This is a genomic window from Cellulomonas sp. HD19AZ1 (assembly GCF_004535805.1).
Taxonomy (GTDB): Bacteria; Actinomycetota; Actinomycetes; order Actinomycetales; family Cellulomonadaceae; genus Cellulomonas; species Cellulomonas iranensis.
On record NZ_SPHX01000005.1, the window covers coordinates 329,892 to 346,614 of the forward strand.

At 76.2% G+C, this 16,723-nt stretch carries 15 protein-coding genes; 6 read left to right on the forward strand and 9 right to left on the reverse strand.

Going from position 1 to position 16,723, the window contains the following annotated elements; genetic code table 11:
- Positions 1-93 precede the first annotated feature (93 nt).
- Entirely contained in the window at positions 94-1,089 is a 996-nt protein-coding gene (locus tag E4A51_RS12580; protein WP_134851930.1) for a CPBP family intramembrane glutamic endopeptidase, read from the reverse strand.
- 122 nt (positions 1,090-1,211) lie between these two features.
- Between E4A51_RS12580 and E4A51_RS12585 the strand changes: the two genes are divergently transcribed.
- From E4A51_RS12585 to E4A51_RS12595, 3 genes are all read left to right on the forward strand, one after another.
- Positions 1,212-2,411, forward strand: a complete 1,200-nt coding sequence (locus tag E4A51_RS12585) for a TIGR04053 family radical SAM/SPASM domain-containing protein (RefSeq protein ID WP_134851931.1) — start codon at positions 1,212-1,214, stop codon at positions 2,409-2,411.
- A 117-nt stretch (positions 2,412-2,528) separates the two neighbouring features.
- Complete coding sequence (locus tag E4A51_RS12590) at positions 2,529-3,773, forward strand: sensor histidine kinase (protein ID WP_240696467.1); 1,245 nt, start codon at positions 2,529-2,531, stop codon at positions 3,771-3,773.
- The gene (locus E4A51_RS12595; RefSeq protein ID WP_046530206.1) at positions 3,770-4,453 is read left to right on the forward strand and encodes a response regulator transcription factor; all 684 of its coding nucleotides are present in this window, start codon (positions 3,770-3,772) and stop codon (positions 4,451-4,453) included. The genes E4A51_RS12590 and E4A51_RS12595 overlap by 4 nt, the downstream gene beginning before the upstream one ends.
- A gap of 9 nt (positions 4,454-4,462) precedes the next feature.
- On the opposite strand, the gene E4A51_RS12600 is transcribed toward E4A51_RS12595, so the two are convergent.
- On the reverse strand, positions 4,463-5,209 hold the full coding sequence (locus E4A51_RS12600; protein ID WP_070318589.1) for a GAF and ANTAR domain-containing protein: 747 nt from the start codon (positions 5,207-5,209) through the stop codon (positions 4,463-4,465).
- Positions 5,210-5,364: 155 nt separating this feature from the next.
- Positions 5,365-6,990, reverse strand: a complete 1,626-nt coding sequence (locus E4A51_RS12605) for a DNA polymerase ligase N-terminal domain-containing protein (RefSeq protein WP_240696468.1) — start codon at positions 6,988-6,990, stop codon at positions 5,365-5,367.
- 134 nt (positions 6,991-7,124) lie between these two features.
- Here E4A51_RS12605 and E4A51_RS12610 point away from each other — a divergent pair, with 134 nt between their 5' ends.
- Positions 7,125-7,319 carry a hypothetical protein gene (locus tag E4A51_RS12610; protein ID WP_134851932.1) on the forward strand — a complete coding sequence of 65 codons (195 nt, stop codon included), beginning with the start codon at positions 7,125-7,127 and terminating at the stop codon, positions 7,317-7,319.
- Positions 7,320-7,421: 102 nt separating this feature from the next.
- Positions 7,422-9,290, forward strand: coding sequence for a glycoside hydrolase family 15 protein (locus E4A51_RS12615; RefSeq protein WP_134851933.1), 1,869 nt, complete (start codon positions 7,422-7,424; stop codon positions 9,288-9,290).
- A 58-nt stretch (positions 9,291-9,348) separates the two neighbouring features.
- Here the strand turns inward: E4A51_RS12615 and E4A51_RS12620 are convergent, their stop codons facing one another.
- The 6 genes from E4A51_RS12620 to E4A51_RS12645 all read right to left on the reverse strand — a co-directional run bounded on the left by E4A51_RS12620 (position 9,349) and on the right by E4A51_RS12645 (position 15,349).
- Positions 9,349-10,245 carry a L,D-transpeptidase gene (locus tag E4A51_RS12620; RefSeq protein ID WP_134851934.1) on the reverse strand — a complete coding sequence of 299 codons (897 nt, stop codon included), beginning with the start codon at positions 10,243-10,245 and terminating at the stop codon, positions 9,349-9,351.
- Positions 10,246-10,388: 143 nt separating this feature from the next.
- Positions 10,389-11,213, reverse strand: coding sequence for an ABC transporter ATP-binding protein (locus E4A51_RS12625; RefSeq protein ID WP_134851935.1), 825 nt, complete (start codon positions 11,211-11,213; stop codon positions 10,389-10,391).
- Positions 11,210-12,334: an iron chelate uptake ABC transporter family permease subunit gene (locus E4A51_RS12630; protein WP_233421028.1), complete on the reverse strand. Its 1,125-nt coding sequence runs from the start codon at positions 12,332-12,334 to the stop codon at positions 11,210-11,212. The genes E4A51_RS12625 and E4A51_RS12630 overlap by 4 nt, the downstream gene beginning before the upstream one ends.
- Positions 12,331-13,389 (reverse strand): iron ABC transporter permease, encoded by a 1,059-nt coding sequence (locus E4A51_RS12635; protein ID WP_134851936.1) that lies wholly within the window; start codon positions 13,387-13,389, stop codon positions 12,331-12,333. The genes E4A51_RS12630 and E4A51_RS12635 overlap by 4 nt, the downstream gene beginning before the upstream one ends.
- 25 nt (positions 13,390-13,414) lie before the next feature.
- Positions 13,415-14,377, reverse strand: a complete 963-nt coding sequence (locus tag E4A51_RS12640; RefSeq protein WP_206120046.1) for an ABC transporter substrate-binding protein — start codon at positions 14,375-14,377, stop codon at positions 13,415-13,417.
- Positions 14,378-14,464: 87 nt separating this feature from the next.
- Entirely contained in the window at positions 14,465-15,349 is an 885-nt protein-coding gene (locus E4A51_RS12645) for a siderophore-interacting protein (RefSeq protein ID WP_134851937.1), read from the reverse strand.
- Positions 15,350-15,499: 150 nt separating this feature from the next.
- On the opposite strand from E4A51_RS12645, the gene E4A51_RS12650 reads away from it, so the two are divergent.
- The gene (locus E4A51_RS12650) at positions 15,500-16,693 is read left to right on the forward strand and encodes a Fic family protein (protein ID WP_134851938.1); all 1,194 of its coding nucleotides are present in this window, start codon (positions 15,500-15,502) and stop codon (positions 16,691-16,693) included.
- The last annotated feature ends 30 nt before the right edge of the window (positions 16,694-16,723 follow it).

Sequence of the window (16,723 nt, forward strand, 5' to 3'; positions counted from 1 at the left end):
GCACGGAAGAGGGGCCGGGGCGACTCGTGTCACGGCACGACTGACCGATACGGACGCAACGTACGCGGATACGACGAATCGCCACGGGCCGTGTCAGATCTCACCCTCGGCCGGCGCGGCCACGACGCGCTCCCGGGCGACGCCCGCGCGCCGCGCGAGCACCTCGACGAGTCCGACGAAGACGAGGGTCTGGACCGTGGACACCGTGAGCGCGACCGGCCCGACGTCCACGAGGTCGAGGTCGGCCAGGCCCACCGCGCCGAGCGTGAACACCGCGACGTTGTTGACGACGTGCGCGGCCGCGGCGGCCTCGAGGCCGCCGGTGCGCCACGTGACCCAGCCCATCGCGAACGCCCACAGCGCGATGTCGAGCATCGCGAGGTTCACGTACTCGTGGCCGAGCACGAACAGCGGCACGGGCAGGGCGATCGCGAACGCCGGGTGCCGCAGCCACGCGCCGACGGTCTGCAGGAGGTACCCGCGGAACACGACCTCCTCGGCGACGCACTGCGCGGGCACCAGCAGCAGGGCCAGGCCGATCAGCAGCCAGGCGCCCGCGTCCACGTGCGGCTGCCAGGGCCTCCCGGACGCGGCCGCCACGACCGCGTCACCCGTGTGGACCACGAGCGCGAGACCCGCCGCGAGCGCGAGGCAGCGCAGCGCCCACCCCCATCGCACGCGCCCCGTGACGGACGCGAGCAGGCCGACGGGCCGCGCGCCGAGCAGCCGGGTCGCGACGAGCACGGCGGGCAGCATCGCGATGATCGAGAGCATCGCGAGCGTGAACGCGAGGGGGTCGAGGAGGTCGGTGACGTCCAGGCCGGTGAGCGCGTCCCACGACGCCGGGCCGCCCGCGAACGCGGCGACGAGGAGCGCGCCGCCGCCGAGCGCGAGCAGCGCGACGTACAGCGCGAGCGCGACGAGCCCGACGAGCAGCGGCCGCCACCACCGGGCTCCGGGACGGGTCCGCTGGAGCCGGTGGTACGCGTAGGTCCCGGGCACCTCGCGCGCGCGCACCGCCCGGGGGGCGGACACGGTCGGGGGCGCGGCGACGGTCGGGGGCGGGGGCACGACGTGCGGGCTGCTCACCCGACCATCGTCACGGCGGGCCCGGCACGACGCATCGGCCGCGCGACCGACCGCGCGGCCGTGGGTGTCGTCCGCGCGGAAGGGACGCTCGTCCCGGACCCCGGGCCGGCGGCGGGTGTCTGATGCTCGGCATGCGCCCGCACGGCCCCGTCGTCCGCACCGTCCGCCACGACCCGGCCGACCGGCCGCTGCTCGTCATCTGGGAGGCGACGCGCGCGTGCGCGCTGTCGTGCGTGCACTGCCGCGCCGAGGCGCAGCCGCGCCGGCACCCGCGCGAGCTCGACACCGACGCCGCGACCGAGCTCATGCGCCAGGTCGCGGCGTTCGGCCGGCCGTCCCCCATCTTCGTCATCACCGGCGGGGACTGCTTCGAGCGCGAGGACCTCACCGAGCTCGTGCGGCGCGGGCGCGCGCTGGGGCTCGCGGTGGCGGTCTCGCCGTCGGGTACCGAGAAGCTCGACCGGGCGGCGCTGCGCGCGCTGCAGGACGCGGGCGTGACGGCGCTGTCGTTGTCGCTGGACGGCGCGACGGCCGCCGTGCACGACGGGTTCCGGCGCGTGCCGGGCACGTTCGACCGCACCGTCGAGGCGTGGGCGACGGCCCGCGAGCTGGGCATGAAGGTGCAGGTGAACTCCACGATGTCGAGCCGCACGGTGCACGAGCTGCCGGACCTCGCGGCCCTCGTGCGGGCGCAGGGCGCGATGACGTGGAGCGCGTTCATGCTGGTGCCGATGGGCCGCGGCGTCGACCTGGGGGCGCTCACGCCGCAGCAGGCCGAGGACGTCATGAACCACCTGTACGACCTGGGCCCGCACGTGCCGGTGAAGACGACCGAGGGCCACCACTTCCGGCGCGTGTCGCTGCAGCGCGCGGTGCTCGCCGCGCGCGGCGAGGACCACGTGGCCGCGCTGGGCCTGGGCGAGCTGTACGCCGAGCTGACCGAGCGCACGGCCGCGTTCGGCTGGGGCGACGGCGCGCGCGTGCGACGCCCGCCGGTCAACGTCAACGCCGGGTACGGGTTCGTGTTCGTGTCGCACGTCGGCACGGTGCACCCGTCCGGGTTCCTGCCGGTGTCGGCGGGCGACGTGCGCGAGCAGCCGCTGACCGAGATCTACCGGACGTCGGAGCTGTTCACGGGGCTGCGGGACCCCGCCCGGCTGACCGGGCGGTGCGGCGCGTGCGAGTTCGGCCGGGTGTGCGGCGGGTCGCGCTCGCGCGCGTACGCCGCGACGGGCGACCCGTTCGCGTCGGACCCGCTGTGCGGGTACGTCCCCGGGTCGTTCCCGCACCCCGACGACGTCGCGGCGCTGCTCGCGTCCTGACACGGGCCCGCGCGGTCGCACGCAGGTCCGCGCGGGACGGCGTCGTCGTCCGGGCGGCCGACCCGGTCGTCCGCGCGACCGATCCGGGCGGGCCCGCGGGGCGCCTAGCATCACGGCGTGTCCCTGACGCCCGCCCCGCCGAGCCGCGCCCGCCGCGCGTGGTCCCACACGTGGCGGCTCATGCTCGCGCTGCCGCTGGGGTTCTTCTCGGGCACGGCGGTGTACGGCGCGGGCATCGCGCGCGCCGAGATGACGGGCAGGACGAACCTCCTCGCCGAGGTGTGGATCGCGGTCGACCTGGGCGTGCTCGTGGTGGCCGCGGTCCTGTACGTGCTGCGGCACCGTGCGCCGCTGCCGATCACGGGCGTGCTCGTCGTGCTCGGGTCGTTCTCGGTGTTCTCGGCGGGCATCGCGTCGCTCGCGGTCGTGTCGCTGGCGACGCGGCGCCGCTGGGCGGAGATCCTGTCGGTCTGCGCGCTGTGGTTCGGTGCCGGCCTGGTGGCCGACCGCGCGCTGCAGAACGTCTTCCTGCCGGACGACCTGCCCTACCCACCGCAGTGGGTGCTGCTGCTGTCGGTGCTGGTCGGCATGGCCCTGCCCGTGGTGACGGGGCTGTTCATCGGGGGTCGGCGCGCGCTCGTCGCGTCGCTGCGCGAGCAGGCCGCGATCGCGCGCCGCGAGGCCGACGCGCGCGGCGACACGGCCCGCGCCGCCGAGCGCAACCGCATCGCGCGCGAGATGCACGACGTGCTCGCGCACCGGCTCTCGCTGGTCGCGCTGCACGCCGGCGCGCTGGAGTACCGCGCCGGCCTGGACCCCGAGCAGGTGCGCGACACCGCGGCGATCGTCCGGGAGAACGCGCACGAGGCCCTCGGCGAGCTGCGCGAGGTGCTCGGGCTGCTGCGCGACCCCGCGGCGGCCGACGAGCAGTCGCGCCCGCAGCCGACGCTCGCGCAGGTCGACGAGCTCGTCGACGGCACGCGCGCCGCCGGGTCGCCCGTGTCGTACGTGCTCGACCACGTGGCCGAGGACGACCTGGCGCGGCTGCCGCTGTCGACGAGCCGGCACCTGTACCGCGTCGTGCAGGAGACCCTGACGAACGCGCGCAAGCACGCGCCGGGCGCGCCCGTGAAGGTCCGGCTGCACGGCACGCCGGGCGACCGCGTGGGCGTCGAGGTGACCAACCGGATGCCCGACCACCCGCCGGCGACGCCCCTGCCGTCGTCCGGGTGGGGGCTCACGGGGCTCGCCGAGCGGCTGCGGCTCACGGGCGGCGAGCTCGACGTGCAACGACGCCCGGACGGCACGTTCGCGGTGCAGGCGTGGCTGCCGTGGGCGGCCGGGACGGAGGGACAGGCATGACGGGCACCACCACGGCCGACGGCCGGCCGGCGACGCGGGTCGTGCTGGTCGACGACGAGACGCTCGTGCGGGTCGGGCTGCGGCTCATCCTCGGCGCGGACCCGACCATCGAGGTCGTCGGCGAGGCCGGCGACGGGCTCGAGGCGCTCGACGTCGTGCGCGCGACGTCGCCCGACGTCGTGCTCATGGACATCCGCATGCCGCGGCTCGACGGGCTGCAGGCCACGCAGCGGCTGCTGACCGAGCAGCCCGACGCGCGCGTGGTGATCCTCACGACGTTCGACACCGACGAGATGGTGCTGGGCGCGCTGCGCCTGGGCGCCGCGGGGTTCCTGCTGAAGGACACGCCGCCGGCCGAGATCGTGCGGCACGTGCACGACGCGGGCGCGGGCCGCACGACCCTGTCCCCGTCGGTCACCGACCGGCTCATCGCGTCGGTCACCGACCAGCCGCGCGACGAACGACGCGCGGCCGCGCGCCAGAAGCTCGACGCGCTCACCGAGCGCGAGCGCGACGTGGCCCGTGCGATCGGGCGCGGGCTGTCGAACACCGAGATCGCGTCCGAGCTGTTCATCACGGTCGCGACGGTGAAGACGCACATCAGCCGGATCCTGGAGAAGCTGCCGGCGGACAACCGCACGCACATCGCGATCTGCGTGCACGAGGCGGGCGACGTCTGACGCACCGCGTCACCGGCCGGAGCCGGCGCCGTCCGTCCGCTCGCGGCGCGCGGCGGTCGCCCTCTGCACCACGTCCCGCGCGACCTCGCGCAGCTTGACGTTGCGGTGCTGGCTCATGGCCGACAGGTGGTCGAACGCGTCGTCGGGCGTGCCGCCGCGGTGCGCCATGATCACGCCCTTGGCCTGGTCGATCGTCGCGCGCGACTCGAGGGCCTCACCGAGCTGCGCGACGAGCGCCCGCAGCTCGTCACGCTGGCGCGACCCGGTGAGCACGGCGGCGACCGTCCCGGCCACGAGCTCGACGGCCTCGACCTGGTCCGCGGTGTGGACCTGGTCGCCGTAGCACGTCAGCACGCCCCACCGCCGGTCGCCGTACTGCACGGGGACGGCGGTGGCGGGTCCGCCCGTGGCGGTCTCGGAGTGCCGGGCCACGCGCGGCCAGCGCGGGTCGGCCGTCCACCGCGCGCTCGTGACCGTGGCCCCGTCGCGGTACGCGTCGAACGACGGCCCCTCGCCCGCCATGACCTGCCAGCCGTCGGCCCGTGCGGCGCCCGGGCTCGTGGTCGTGACGTGCGTCGGGGCGTCCGGCTCGCCCAGCGTGAGCGAGACGTCCTCGACGCCGGGCAGCGTGCGCCGCACCACGAGCAGGAGCTCGTGCAGCGACGCGAGCGAGCCGGAGTCGACGGGCTGCATGCGGGCCAGCTCGGCGAACGCCTCGGTCCGCGCCGCCTCCGCGTCGTCCTGCCCTGGCCGCACCGGGTGCCCCTTCCGCCGCGTCGCGCCGCCCCTGCGAGGCGCGCGTGGGGATGCCCCTGGGTCGACGGGGGCGGGTGCGCGCCTGCGACGTCCTCACCTTGGCACGCGTCTCGGGGCCGCTCAAGGGGACCGGCCCGGGCGGGCGCCGCACCCCCTCACCGCAGCGGCGGCAGCACCTGGTGCGCGTCGAGCACGCCGCGGAACGGGTCGCCGACGTCGGCGAGCCGGTCGAGGACCGTGCGCACCGTGAACGCGTCGGGGCGCAGCCAGTCGGCGTCGAGCTCGTCCCACGTGATCGGTGCCGACACGGGCGCGCCCGGGGCGGCGCGCGGGCTGTACGGCGCGACGAGGGTCTTGTTGACGGCGTTCTGCGTGTAGTCGAGCCGCGCGTGGCCGCCGCGCTCGCGCACCTCCCACCGCCAGCTCACGAGGTCGGGCACGACCTGGCCGACCGTCCGCGAGAGCCGCTCGACCCACGCGCGCGTGTCGTCGAACGACGGCCCCGGGGCCACCGGGACCCAGATCTGGATGCCGCGCTTCCCGGTGAGCTTGGGGTACGCGCGGACGCCCAGGTGCTCGAACGCGTCGCGGTGCAGGCGGGCCAGCAGCACGAGGTCGTCCCACGTGGTCGACGTCCCGGGGTCGAGGTCCACCAGGGCGTAGGTCGGCAGGTCGGGCGCGTCGGTGCGCGACGTCCACGCGTGCCACTCGAGCGCGCCGAAGTTCGCGGCCCACACGAGCGCCGCGGGCTCGTCGACCACGAGGTAGGTGGTGGTGTCGCCCGGGTCGACGTCGGGGCGGTCCCACCGCGGCACCCAGTCGGGTGCGTGGTCGGGGAGCTGCTTGTGCCAGAACCCCGCGGTGCCGGCGCCCTGCGGGAACCGGTGCATGTTGAGCGCGCGCCCCGCGAGGTACGGGAGCACGACGGGCCCGACGCGCGCCGCGTACCGCAGCAGGTCGCGCTTGGTGACGGGCGGCTCGCCGTCGCGGCCGCCGAACAGCTCCTTGTCGAGGTTGGTGACGCGCAGGCGTCGGCCGTGGACCTCCCACGTGCCCGACGCCCCCAGGTCGTCGAGGGCCGCGAGCGCGTCGTCGTCGGCGGGCAGGGGTGCGGGTGGTGCCGGCGACGCGTCCCGCAGGTCCACCTCGGCCTCGGCCGCGGGCACGCCCGAGCGCCACAACCGGTCCGGGTCGGCCGCGACCTCGTCGTTGGTGCGCCCCGACACGACCGACGTCGGGTGGTCCTCGGCGACCCAGCCGTCGACCGCGTGCTCGTCGTGCTTGTGGATCAGCAGCCACTGCTCCTTGCCGTCGCCGCTGTCCCGCCCGCGCCTGTCGCTGCGCACCAGCAGGAACTTGCCGCGCAGCCGCTCGCCGTGCAGCTCGGCGTGCAGCTGGCCGTCGCGCAGCTCCGCGGCCGGGTCGTCGCTCTTGTACGGCACCCACGTGCCGCGGTCCCACACGATCACGTCGCCGCCGCCGTACTCGCCGCGCGGGATCACGCCCTCGAAGCCCGCGTACTCCAGCGGGTGGTCCTCCACGTGCACGGCCATGCGCCGCACGCCCGGGTCGAGCGTCGGGCCCTTGGGCACGGCCCAGCTCAGCAGCACACCGTCGAGCTCGAGGCGGACGTCGTAGTGCAGCCGGCGCGCGCGGTGCCGCTGCACCACGAACCGGCGCTCGACCGCGCCGTCCGTGGCGGGCGGCGCCCCGGACGGCTCGGGCGTGCGCGTGAAGTCGCGCATCGCGCGGTACGTGCCGAGCGCGTCCGATCCGCTCACGCCACCTCCCGGCCCGTCGTACCGACAGCGTGCGTCGCGTCGGGAGGGCCCGCAACCGTGCACGTCCGTCCACCAGGGTGCGGATCGTCCGGGGCGACGCGACGATCGGGGGACGGCGAGCGAAGGAGCACCCGATGAGCGAGAACCCCGGCCCCGCGGACCCCGGCGGGCACACCCACGACCACACGCACGAGCACGACCACCCGCACGACCACGACCACGCGCACGACGCCGACCAGACGCAGCCGCCCGTCGACACGGGCCCCGGCCCGGACGAGGCGGACGTCAACCACGGCCGGCGCGAGGGCGGCCGTCACCGCGCCGACTGACCCGCACGCCCGGGTCCGTGCGGCGCCCGTCGGCCGCCCGGACCCGGGCGAAACCGGACGCCCGTCCTGCGAGGCGGGCGTCCGCACCGTAGAAAGGACGAGGTGAGCACGCACCTCGAGGACTACGCCCTCCTGTCCGACCTGCGCACCGGACCGCTCGTGTCCCGCGACGGCAGCGTCGACTGGCTGTGCCTGCCACGCTTCGACTCCCCCGCCGCGTTCTCCGCGATCCTCGGCGGGCCCGACGACGGGCGCTGGAAGCTGTCGGCGGTCGACGGCGAGGTCATCGAGCGGCGGTACCTGCCGCAGACGTTCGTGCTCGAGACCACGTGGCGCACGCCGACCGGCACGGCGCGCGTGACCGACTTCCTGCCCCTGACGTCGGGGCGCGACGACCTCGTGCGGCAGGTCGAGTGCCTCGAGGGCACGGTCGAGGTCGAGCACGACCTGCGCCTGCGGTTCGACTACGCGCGCGCCACGCCGTGGGTGCGGGTGGTCGACCACCACGGCCGCGAGGCGCTGCAGTCGCTCGCGGGCCCCGAGGGCATCCTCGTCACGGGCCCGCTGCTGACGCGCGTCGACGGCGACGACGGCGTCGCGCAGGACGGCACGTCCGCCGAGCCCGGCGCGTTCTCGGCGGCGGGCGGCGCGCGCACGCCGCGGCTCGGCGGCCGGTTCCGGCTCGAGGAGGGCGACGTGCTCGACTGGGACCTCGTGTGGTTCCCGTCGTACGCCGACCCGCCCGAGCCGATCGACGCCGACCAGGCGCTCGCGGCGGCCGTGAGCTTCTGGACGGACTGGTCGTCGAAGCTCGAGGTCCGCACGACGCACGACCCTCTCGTGCTGCGCTCGCTGCTGGTGCTGCGCGCGCTCACGCACGGCGAGACGGGCGGGATCGTCGCGGCGCCGACCGCGTCGCTGCCCGAGGAGCTGGGCGGCGTGCGCAACTGGGACTACCGGTTCGTGTGGCTGCGCGACGCGGCCCTGACCATCGAGGTCGCGGTCGCGCACGGCCTCACCGAGGGCGCGTGCCTGTGGCGCGACTGGCTGCTGCGCGCGGTCGCGGGCGACGCCGACGACGTCAAGATCATGTACGGCGTGGGCGGTGAGCGGGAGCTCGACGAGAAGGAGCTCGACCACCTCGACGGCTACGAGGGCTCGCGGCCCGTGCGGATCGGCAACGGCGCCGCCGACCAGTACCAGGCCGACGTCGTGGGCGAGGTGATGATCGCGCTGGGCATGCTGCGCGACGCGGGCGTCGGCGAGGACGAGTACACGTGGGGCCTGCAGAAGAGCCTGCTGCGGTACACCGAGACGCACTACGACCGGCCCGACCACGGCATCTGGGAGATGCGCGGCGACCTGCACCACTTCACGCACGGGCGCGCCATGATGTGGGCCGCGTTCGACCAGGGCGTGCGCGCGGTCGAGGAGCACGGGCTCGACGGGCCGGTCGACCGGTGGCGCGAGCTGCGCGACCGGTTGCGTGCCGAGATCGACGAGCGCGGCTACGACCCCGAGATCGAGAGCTTCACGCAGACGTACGACAACACCGAGGTCGACGCGTCGCTGCTGCAGCTGCCGCACACGGGGTTCCTCGCGTACGACGACCCGCGCATGCTCGGCACGGTCGCGCGCATCGAGCAGGAGCTGACCGACGAGCACGGCCTGGTGCACCGGTACCGCACCGACACGGGCATGGACGGGCTCGAGGGCGACGAGCACCCGTTCCTCATCTGCTGCTTCTGGCTGGTCGAGCAGCACGCGAACAGCGGCCGGCTGGAGGACGCCGAGAAGCTCATGGCGCAGCTCGTGGGCTACGCGAACGACCTCGGGCTGCTGAGCGAGGAGTACGACCCGGACGCCGGGCGGCTGATCGGCAACTTCCCACAGGCGTTCAGCCACATCGGGCTGATCCGCGCGGCGGACGCGATCGCCGCGGTGCGGGCGCGCGAGGGCGGCGCGGGCTGAGGGTGGTCCGCCGGCGGGGGCGGCGGCCCGGCCCCGGACGCTGCCCGCGCACGGCCGCTCAGGAGACCGTCAGCACCGTGCCGGGCGGCACCTTGCCCCACAGCAGGTCGAGCACGTCGGCGGTCACGCGTACGCACCCGTTGGAGATCGCACCCGTCGCGGTGAACGGCGACGTGTGGATCGCGGTCGCGGACGTGCCGGTGCGTCGGTCGTAGGCGTCCATGGTCTCGCTCTGGCTCGACAGCAGCAGGCTGCGCGGCGTGTACGTGCCGGGCTGGTCCCACTGCGACCCGGTGAGGAACTGCGCGGCCGCGGGCGTCGGGGTGCCGGGCGCGCCCACGGCAAGGACGGGCACCGTGCGGGGCGTCGTGCCGTCGTCGATCGTGAGCGTGAGCGCCGCGCGGTCCAGGTGCAGGCGCCAGCTCGTGCCGCTCGCCGCCGTGTCCTCCTCGCGGATCCACGCGGTGCGGCCGTTGACCTGCGCCGGGTCCTGGCTGGGCAGCGCGCTGCGGGTCGCGACCATGACGCGCAGCCACCCGGCGCGGCGCTCCACCACGGGCAGCACGGTCGGCACGTCGAGCGTCGCCGTCGGCACCGTGCCGCGCGGCGTGCCGTACGGCGCGTCGTACGCGGCGGTGTCGCGCACGACGGTCGCGGTGCGCCACGTGCCGAGCGCCGGGTCGTCGGAGCGCAGCTGCTCGAGCCCGTCGTCGCCGGGCAGGCCCGGCACGACCACGCGCGGCTCGACCACCGGCAGGGACGCGAGGTCGACGGGTGCGAGCGTCGGGGGCGGCGGCACGGCGGCCTTGGCGGCGACGACGGGCGCGCGCACGACGACGGTCTCGGGCGTCGCGGCGGGCGACGAGGTCGGCGACGACGGCGCGCACGCGGCCGCGAGCGCCACGACGGCCGCCACGAGGGCGGCGGTCGGACCGGGGCGCGGCGGGGTGCTCACGCGTCCATGGTGCGTCCGGTCGGGCGGGGGCACCAGGGTGCGGGCGCCCTCGCTGTCCCGGCTCGGGACGGAGGCCGTCCCTGCGCGGGGCGGGCGCCGACCCGACGCGGTCCACGGCCGACGGGCGCCGCGCCCGGCAGCGGTCAGCGGGTGTCCGCGGGCACGACGAGCGGCGCACCCGTCACCGGGTCGGGCACGACCGTGGCGTCGAGCCCGAACACGTCGCGCACGCGCTCGGCCGTCACGACCGCGGCGGGGTCGCCCTGCGCGACGACGCGCCCGTCCTTCATCGCGACGAGGTGGGTCGCGTAGCGAGCCGCGTGGTGCAGGTCGTGCAGCACGGCGACGACGGTGCGGCCCTGCACGTGCAGGTGGTGCAGCAGCGTGAGCACCTCGAGCTGGTGCGTGACGTCGAGGTAGGTGGTCGGCTCGTCGAGCAGCACGAGCGGCGCGTCCTGCGCGAGGACCATCGCGATCCAGGCGCGCTGCCGCTGCCCGCCGGACAGCTCGTCGAGGCGGCGGTCGGCGATGTCGGTCGTACCGGTCGCGGCGAGCGCGCGCTCGACCGCGTCGACGTCGGCCGCCGAGTAGCGGCGCAGCACGCGCTGGTGCGCGAACCGGCCGCGCGCGGCGAGCTCGGCGACCGTGATGCCCTCGGGCGCGGTCATGGTCTGCGGCAGGAACGCCAGGCGCCGTGCCCGCTCGCGCGCCGCGTAGGAGGTCAGCGGTGCGTCGTCGAGCAGCACCCGCCCCGCGGCGGGCGCGAGCAGCCCCGACAGCGCGCGCAGCAGCGTGGACTTGCCGCACGCGTTGGGGCCGATGATCACGGTGAACGAGCCGTGGGGCACCGCGAACGTGAGGTCCTCGCTGACCGTGCGGGCGTCGTAGCGCAGCGTCACGCGCTCGGCGCGCAGCCGCGACGCGGTGCCGAGGTGGTCCGGGGACGTGGTGGCGGTCGCGGCGGTCATCGGGTCCTCGCCTCTCGGAGCAGCAGCCACAGCAGGTACGCACCGCCGATCACGACGGTGACGACGCCGACGGGCACGGTCAGGGGCAGCACGTGCTGCGCGACGAGGTCGGCGCCGAGCAGCACGACCGCGCCGACGCCCGCGCTCGCGGCGAGCGGGATGCCGGGCGACCCGGCGGCGCGGCGCGCGATCTGCGGGGCCGCGAGCGCGACGAACGCGACGGGCCCGGCGACGGCGGTGACGGCGCTGACGAGCCCGACCGCGGCGACCAGCAGCACGGTGCGGTCGCGGCCCGCGGCGACGCCGGTGGTCGCGGCGACGTCCTCGCCCAGCTCGAGCTGCGCGAGCGCGCCGGCCCGCGTCGCGACCACGGCGAGCAGCACGACGACGCACACCGCGACGGGCCGCACGAGCTCGGCGGTCGCGGTCGTGAGCGTGCCGGCGCCCCACGCGGAGGCGAGCAGCGCGGTCTCGAGGTCGGCGCGCAGCAGCACCCACGTGTTGAACGCGCCGAGCATCGACGACACCCCGATGCCGACGACGATCAGCCGGAACCCCTGCAGGCCGCCGCGGTGCGCGAGCAGGTGCACGACCACGGCCGTGAGGACCCCGCCCACCAGGGCGCCGACCGTGCGGGACGCCCAGCCGCCGCCCAGCGACACGAGCGCGATGAGCATGCCCGTGAACGCGCCGTTCGACAGGCCGACGACGTCGGGGCTCGCGAGCGGGTTGCGCGTCACGGCCTGGAACACGCCGCCCGCGACGGCGAGCGCTGCGCCGAACAGCACGGCCGCGGCGACGCGCGGCAGCCGCCACTCGAGCACGACGGTCGCCGCGAGGCCCTGCGTGCGGCCCGTGAACGCGCCCACGACGTCGGGCCACGGCACGGGGAAGTCGCCGACCGCGAGCCCGACGACCGCGAGGACGAGCAGCACGGCGGCCAGCACGACGCACAGCACGCCCTCGCGCACGCCGACGCCCACGTGCAGCCGGTCGGTGCCGACGAGCACGCGCGGGCGCGGTCCGCGCAGCAGCCGCACGGGTGCGGCACGGCGCGCGGGTGCGGCCGCGGGGGCGGCGGTGCCGGCGGCGTCGCGCACGTCCGGGCGCGTGGCGGTCACAGCGCCGTGGCCCGTCGGCGGCGCGCGAGCGCGATCATCACGGGCGCGCCGACGAACGCGGTGACCACGCCCACGGGCATCTCCCCCGGCGGCACGGCGACGCGCCCCACGACGTCGGACGCGACGACCAGCACGCACCCGCCCAGCAGCGACCCCGCGAGCACGCGGCGCTGGTCGGTGCCCAGCGTCCACCGCACGACGTGCGGCACCATCAGCCCGACGAACGCGACGGGCCCGGCGATCGCGGTCGCGCCGCCCGCGAGGACCGTGACCGCGGCGAGCACGAGCACGCGCGTGCGACGCACGTCGACGCCCTGCGCCTGCGCGACGTCGGGCCCGAGCGCGACCGCGTTGAGGCTGCGCGCCGTGAGGGCCGCGACCAGCAGGCCCAGCACGACGAGCGGCAGCACCGGAAGCACGACCTGGGGGCCGCGCTCGAGCAGGCTGCCGGCGGCCCAGCCGCGCATGCGGTCGAACGTGTCGGGGTGCGTGAGCGTCAGGCCGCTCGTGAGGCCCGCGAGCACGGCGCCGACCGCGACGCCCGTGACGACGAGCCGCGCGGGGCTTGCGCGCAGGTCAGCCGCACCGCCCAGCACGTGCACGCCGACGGCCACGACCAGCGCGCCGAGGCACGCGAGCCACATGTACCCCGCGGGCGTGGTGACGCCCAGGAACGTGATGCCCAGGGCCACCGCGAACGCCGCGCCCGCGTTGACGCCGAGCAGGCCCGGGTCGGCGAGCGGGTTGCGTGTGAAGGCCTGCATGAGCGCGCCAGCGACGCCGAGCGCGCCGCCGACCACGAGGCCCGCGAGCGTGCGCGGCAGCCGCTGGTCCCACACGACGAACCGCGCGGTGTCGGTGCCGCGGCCCAGCAGCGCGTCCAGCACGTCGCCCGGCGGCACGGGGTTGGCCCCGACCAGCACCGACAGCGCGACGGCCCCGAGCAGCACCGCGAGCGCGCCGACCACCCAGCCGGCGGCGTGCCGGCGCGGCGGGCGCGCCCGGCCCGGCGACCGGAGGGTCGCCGGGCGGGCGGTCGGTGCTGCGGTGCTCACGGGTGCGCGGGTCGGCGGGTGGGGATCAGGACGCCGCGGAGAGGATCTTCTCGATGTCGTCCAGCACGGCCTGCCCGCCGAGCGGGCCGACGCCCGTGATCCACCACGCCTGGTCGACCAGGTGCAGCTGCGGGAACGCCGCCGCGTTGGCGCGCACGGCCTCCGGGACGCTGGACTCGTCGGTCACGTCGGTCGTCGTGACGAACACGTGGTCGGCCTTGGCGTCGAGCACGTTCTCGGGCGAGACGTCGACCGAGATCGAGTTCTCCCAGTCGCGCTCGGGGGTCGTGAAGCCGACGCACTCGAGCGTGCTGCCCGCGAACGACGTGGGCCCGTAGAGCGTGAGGATGCCGTCGCGCGGGCGGATGAGCTGCGCGGTCTGGCCGGCGGTGCCGAACTCGTCGGCGATCTCCTGGCAGCGGGCGTCGTACGCGTCGAGCAGCTTCTGCGCGTCGGCCTCGTCGCCCAGCGCGGTCGCGGTGAAGCGCACGTTGTCCTGCCACGGGTCGGTCTGCGTGGCCATGAAGACGGTGGGCGCGACGTCCGAGAGCTGGTCGTACAGCGCGGAGTGGCGCGACTCGGTGCCGATGATGAGGTCGGGCTGCAGGGCCGCGATCTTCTGCACGTTCGGCTCCTGCACCGTGCCGACGGTCTGCACGTCGGCCGCGGCGTCGCCGAGGTAGGCGGGCACGCCGAGGGCCTCGTTGAGCACGGCCGCGCCGACGGGCTCGACGCCCAGCGCGACGGCGGTGTCGAGCTGCACGGGCTCGAGGACGACGACGCGCTGCGGGTGCGCGGGGACCTCGGTCTCGCCGCGTGCGTGCTCGACGACGCGGGGCGCGTCGGACGCGTCGGCGGAGACGGACGGCGTGGGGTCGGCGGTGCCGGCGTCCGCGTCGGCGGCGCACGCCGAGAGGCCGAGACCGAGGGCCGTGACGGCCGCGAGCACCGCGACCCGCGACCGCACCGTGGAGACTGCTGAACGCACGCCAACTCCTTCGTCCGTGACGGTCCGCCCGTCGCGAACCGGGGGTGACGTTAGCAAAGCCTTACCTCACCGCGTACGTGCGGTCCGTCACACGGCGACCGCGTAGCCAGCGGGTTCGGGTGCGGGGACCCCGCGCGGGCGGTCGTGCCAGTACCCCTGCGTGTGCATGCGCTCGGGAGCCAGGCCCGCCCCGGCGAGCGCGGCGCGCGCCCCGGCCAGGCGCGTGCTCTCGGTCGCGACCCACGCGTAGAACGCGTCGCCCGCGGCCGCGGCGGCGGGCCCGTGCGCGGCGGCCCACGCCTCGACGGCCGTCACGAGCGCCTGCCCGCCGCGCCGCCCGCCGCGCAGCAGCACGTGCGCGTCGCGCCCGGCCGTGACGTCGTCGAGCGTCGCGGCGTCGGCCGCGTGGCCCGCCTCCAGCAGGACCGTCGCACGCACACCCGCGGGCAGCGCCGCGAGGATCCCTCGCACGGCGGGGTACGCGGTCTCGTCGGCCGCGAGCAGCACGCGCTCGGTCGCGCCGCCGGGACACCACTGCACGCCGTGGTCGGGCGCGCCCGCGCGCACGTCGGGGCCCGAGACCAGCAGCGGGTCGCCGGGGCGCGCGGCGAGGGCCCACTCGCTCGCGGGGCCCGCGGGGTCGTGCACGTAGAAGTCGAGGTCGAGCTCGCGCGCGTCGGGCCGCACCTCGTAGGCGGTGTAGCTGCGCAGCACGGGCCGCCGGTGCTCGGGGACCGCGCGCCACACGCGCCGCCACTCGCGCTCGGGCAGCCCGGGCAGCAGGCCGTCGCACGGCTCGCCCAGCAGGATCTTGATGCGCTGGTCGAGCCCGTAGGGCGCGAACACGCCCAGGTCGGGCCCGGTGAGCGTCGCGCGCACGAACCCGGGCGAGAGCCGCACGACGCGCGTCACGACCGTCGCGAACAGCACGTTCGGCGACGTGCGGAAGCGGGGCTCGACGGCGGGAGGCACGGGATAAGGGTTGCCATACCTCAGCCCTCACGTCCAGTCCGCGCGGGCGCGACCCAGGAGGGGGACCGACCGCGACGACGCTTCCGGCCGGCACAGGCGGAGTGAAGGGTATGGCCGTAGGCTTCAACTCGTGACGAACCGGGGAGAAGGATGACCACCGACCACCCGTGGCCGGCGGTCGACCACGAGACGCTGCCCTGGGCGGCGACCAGCCCCTACCTCGACGCGTTCCAGCGACGGCGCGTCGCGCGGCCCTACGAGGCCGCCGTGCCACCGTCGATCGCGGCGGCGCACCCGCGCGTCAGCGCCCGGGTGGCGGCGCTCACCGAGGAGGCGACGCTCGACGTCGCACGCTTCGACAGCGCGATGGCGTCGCTCCCCGTCCCCATGCCGACGGTGCTCCTGCGGACCGAGTCGGCGTCGAGCTCGCAGATCGAGCACCTCACCACGAACGCGCGCAACCTCGCGCTCGCGTCGCTCGGCGTGCCGTCCCGGCAGAACGCCGACCTCGTCGCAGCCAACGTCCGAGCCATGACGGGCGCCCTCGCCGCGGGCGACGACGTCACCGCGGCGGGCATCCTCGCCGTCCACCGCGCGCTCCTGGCGGAGTCGGAGCCCGAGACCGCGGGACGCTGGCGCTCCGAGCAGGTGTGGGTGGGCGCTTCGCCGATCAGTCCGCACGGCGCCGACTTCGTCCCGCCGCACCACGACCGCGTTCCCCTGCTCGTCGACGACCTCGTCGCGTTCGCCGCACGGGACGACGTGCCGGCGCTCGTCCTGGCGGCCGTCGTCCACGCCCAGTTCGAGACCATCCATCCGTTCACCGACGGCAACGGGCGCACCGGGCGCGTCCTGGTCCACACGGTCCTGCGTCGACGCGGCCTCGCGCTGCACACGACGGTCCCGGTGTCCGCCGGGCTGCTGCGCGACCCGGAGTCGTACTTCCGCGCGCTCGGCGCCTACCGGGACGGCGACCTCGACCCGATCGTCGAGCAGATCGCGTCGGCCGCGGTCGCCGCGACCGCGAACGGCCGCCAGCTCGCCGCCGAGGTCGTCGCCGCCCGCACGCGCTGGCGCGACGCGATCACGGCACGGTCGGACTCGGCAGCGTGGCCGTTGTCGGACCTGCTGTTCTCCCAACCCGTCGTGACGGCCGAGTACGCGGCCCGCGCGCTCGGGGTGTCCGACCGGGCGGCACGGAACGCGATCGAGGTGCTCCAGGAGGCCGGGGTGCTCCACTCGCCGTCGACGGGCCACCGTGCGCGGGTGTGGCAGGCCGCCGAGGTGCTCGCCGCGATGGACGCCTTCTCGGCACGGGCGGGGCGGCGACGCGCGGGACGGTGAGCCGGGCGCCGCACACTCGGGGCCGGCCCG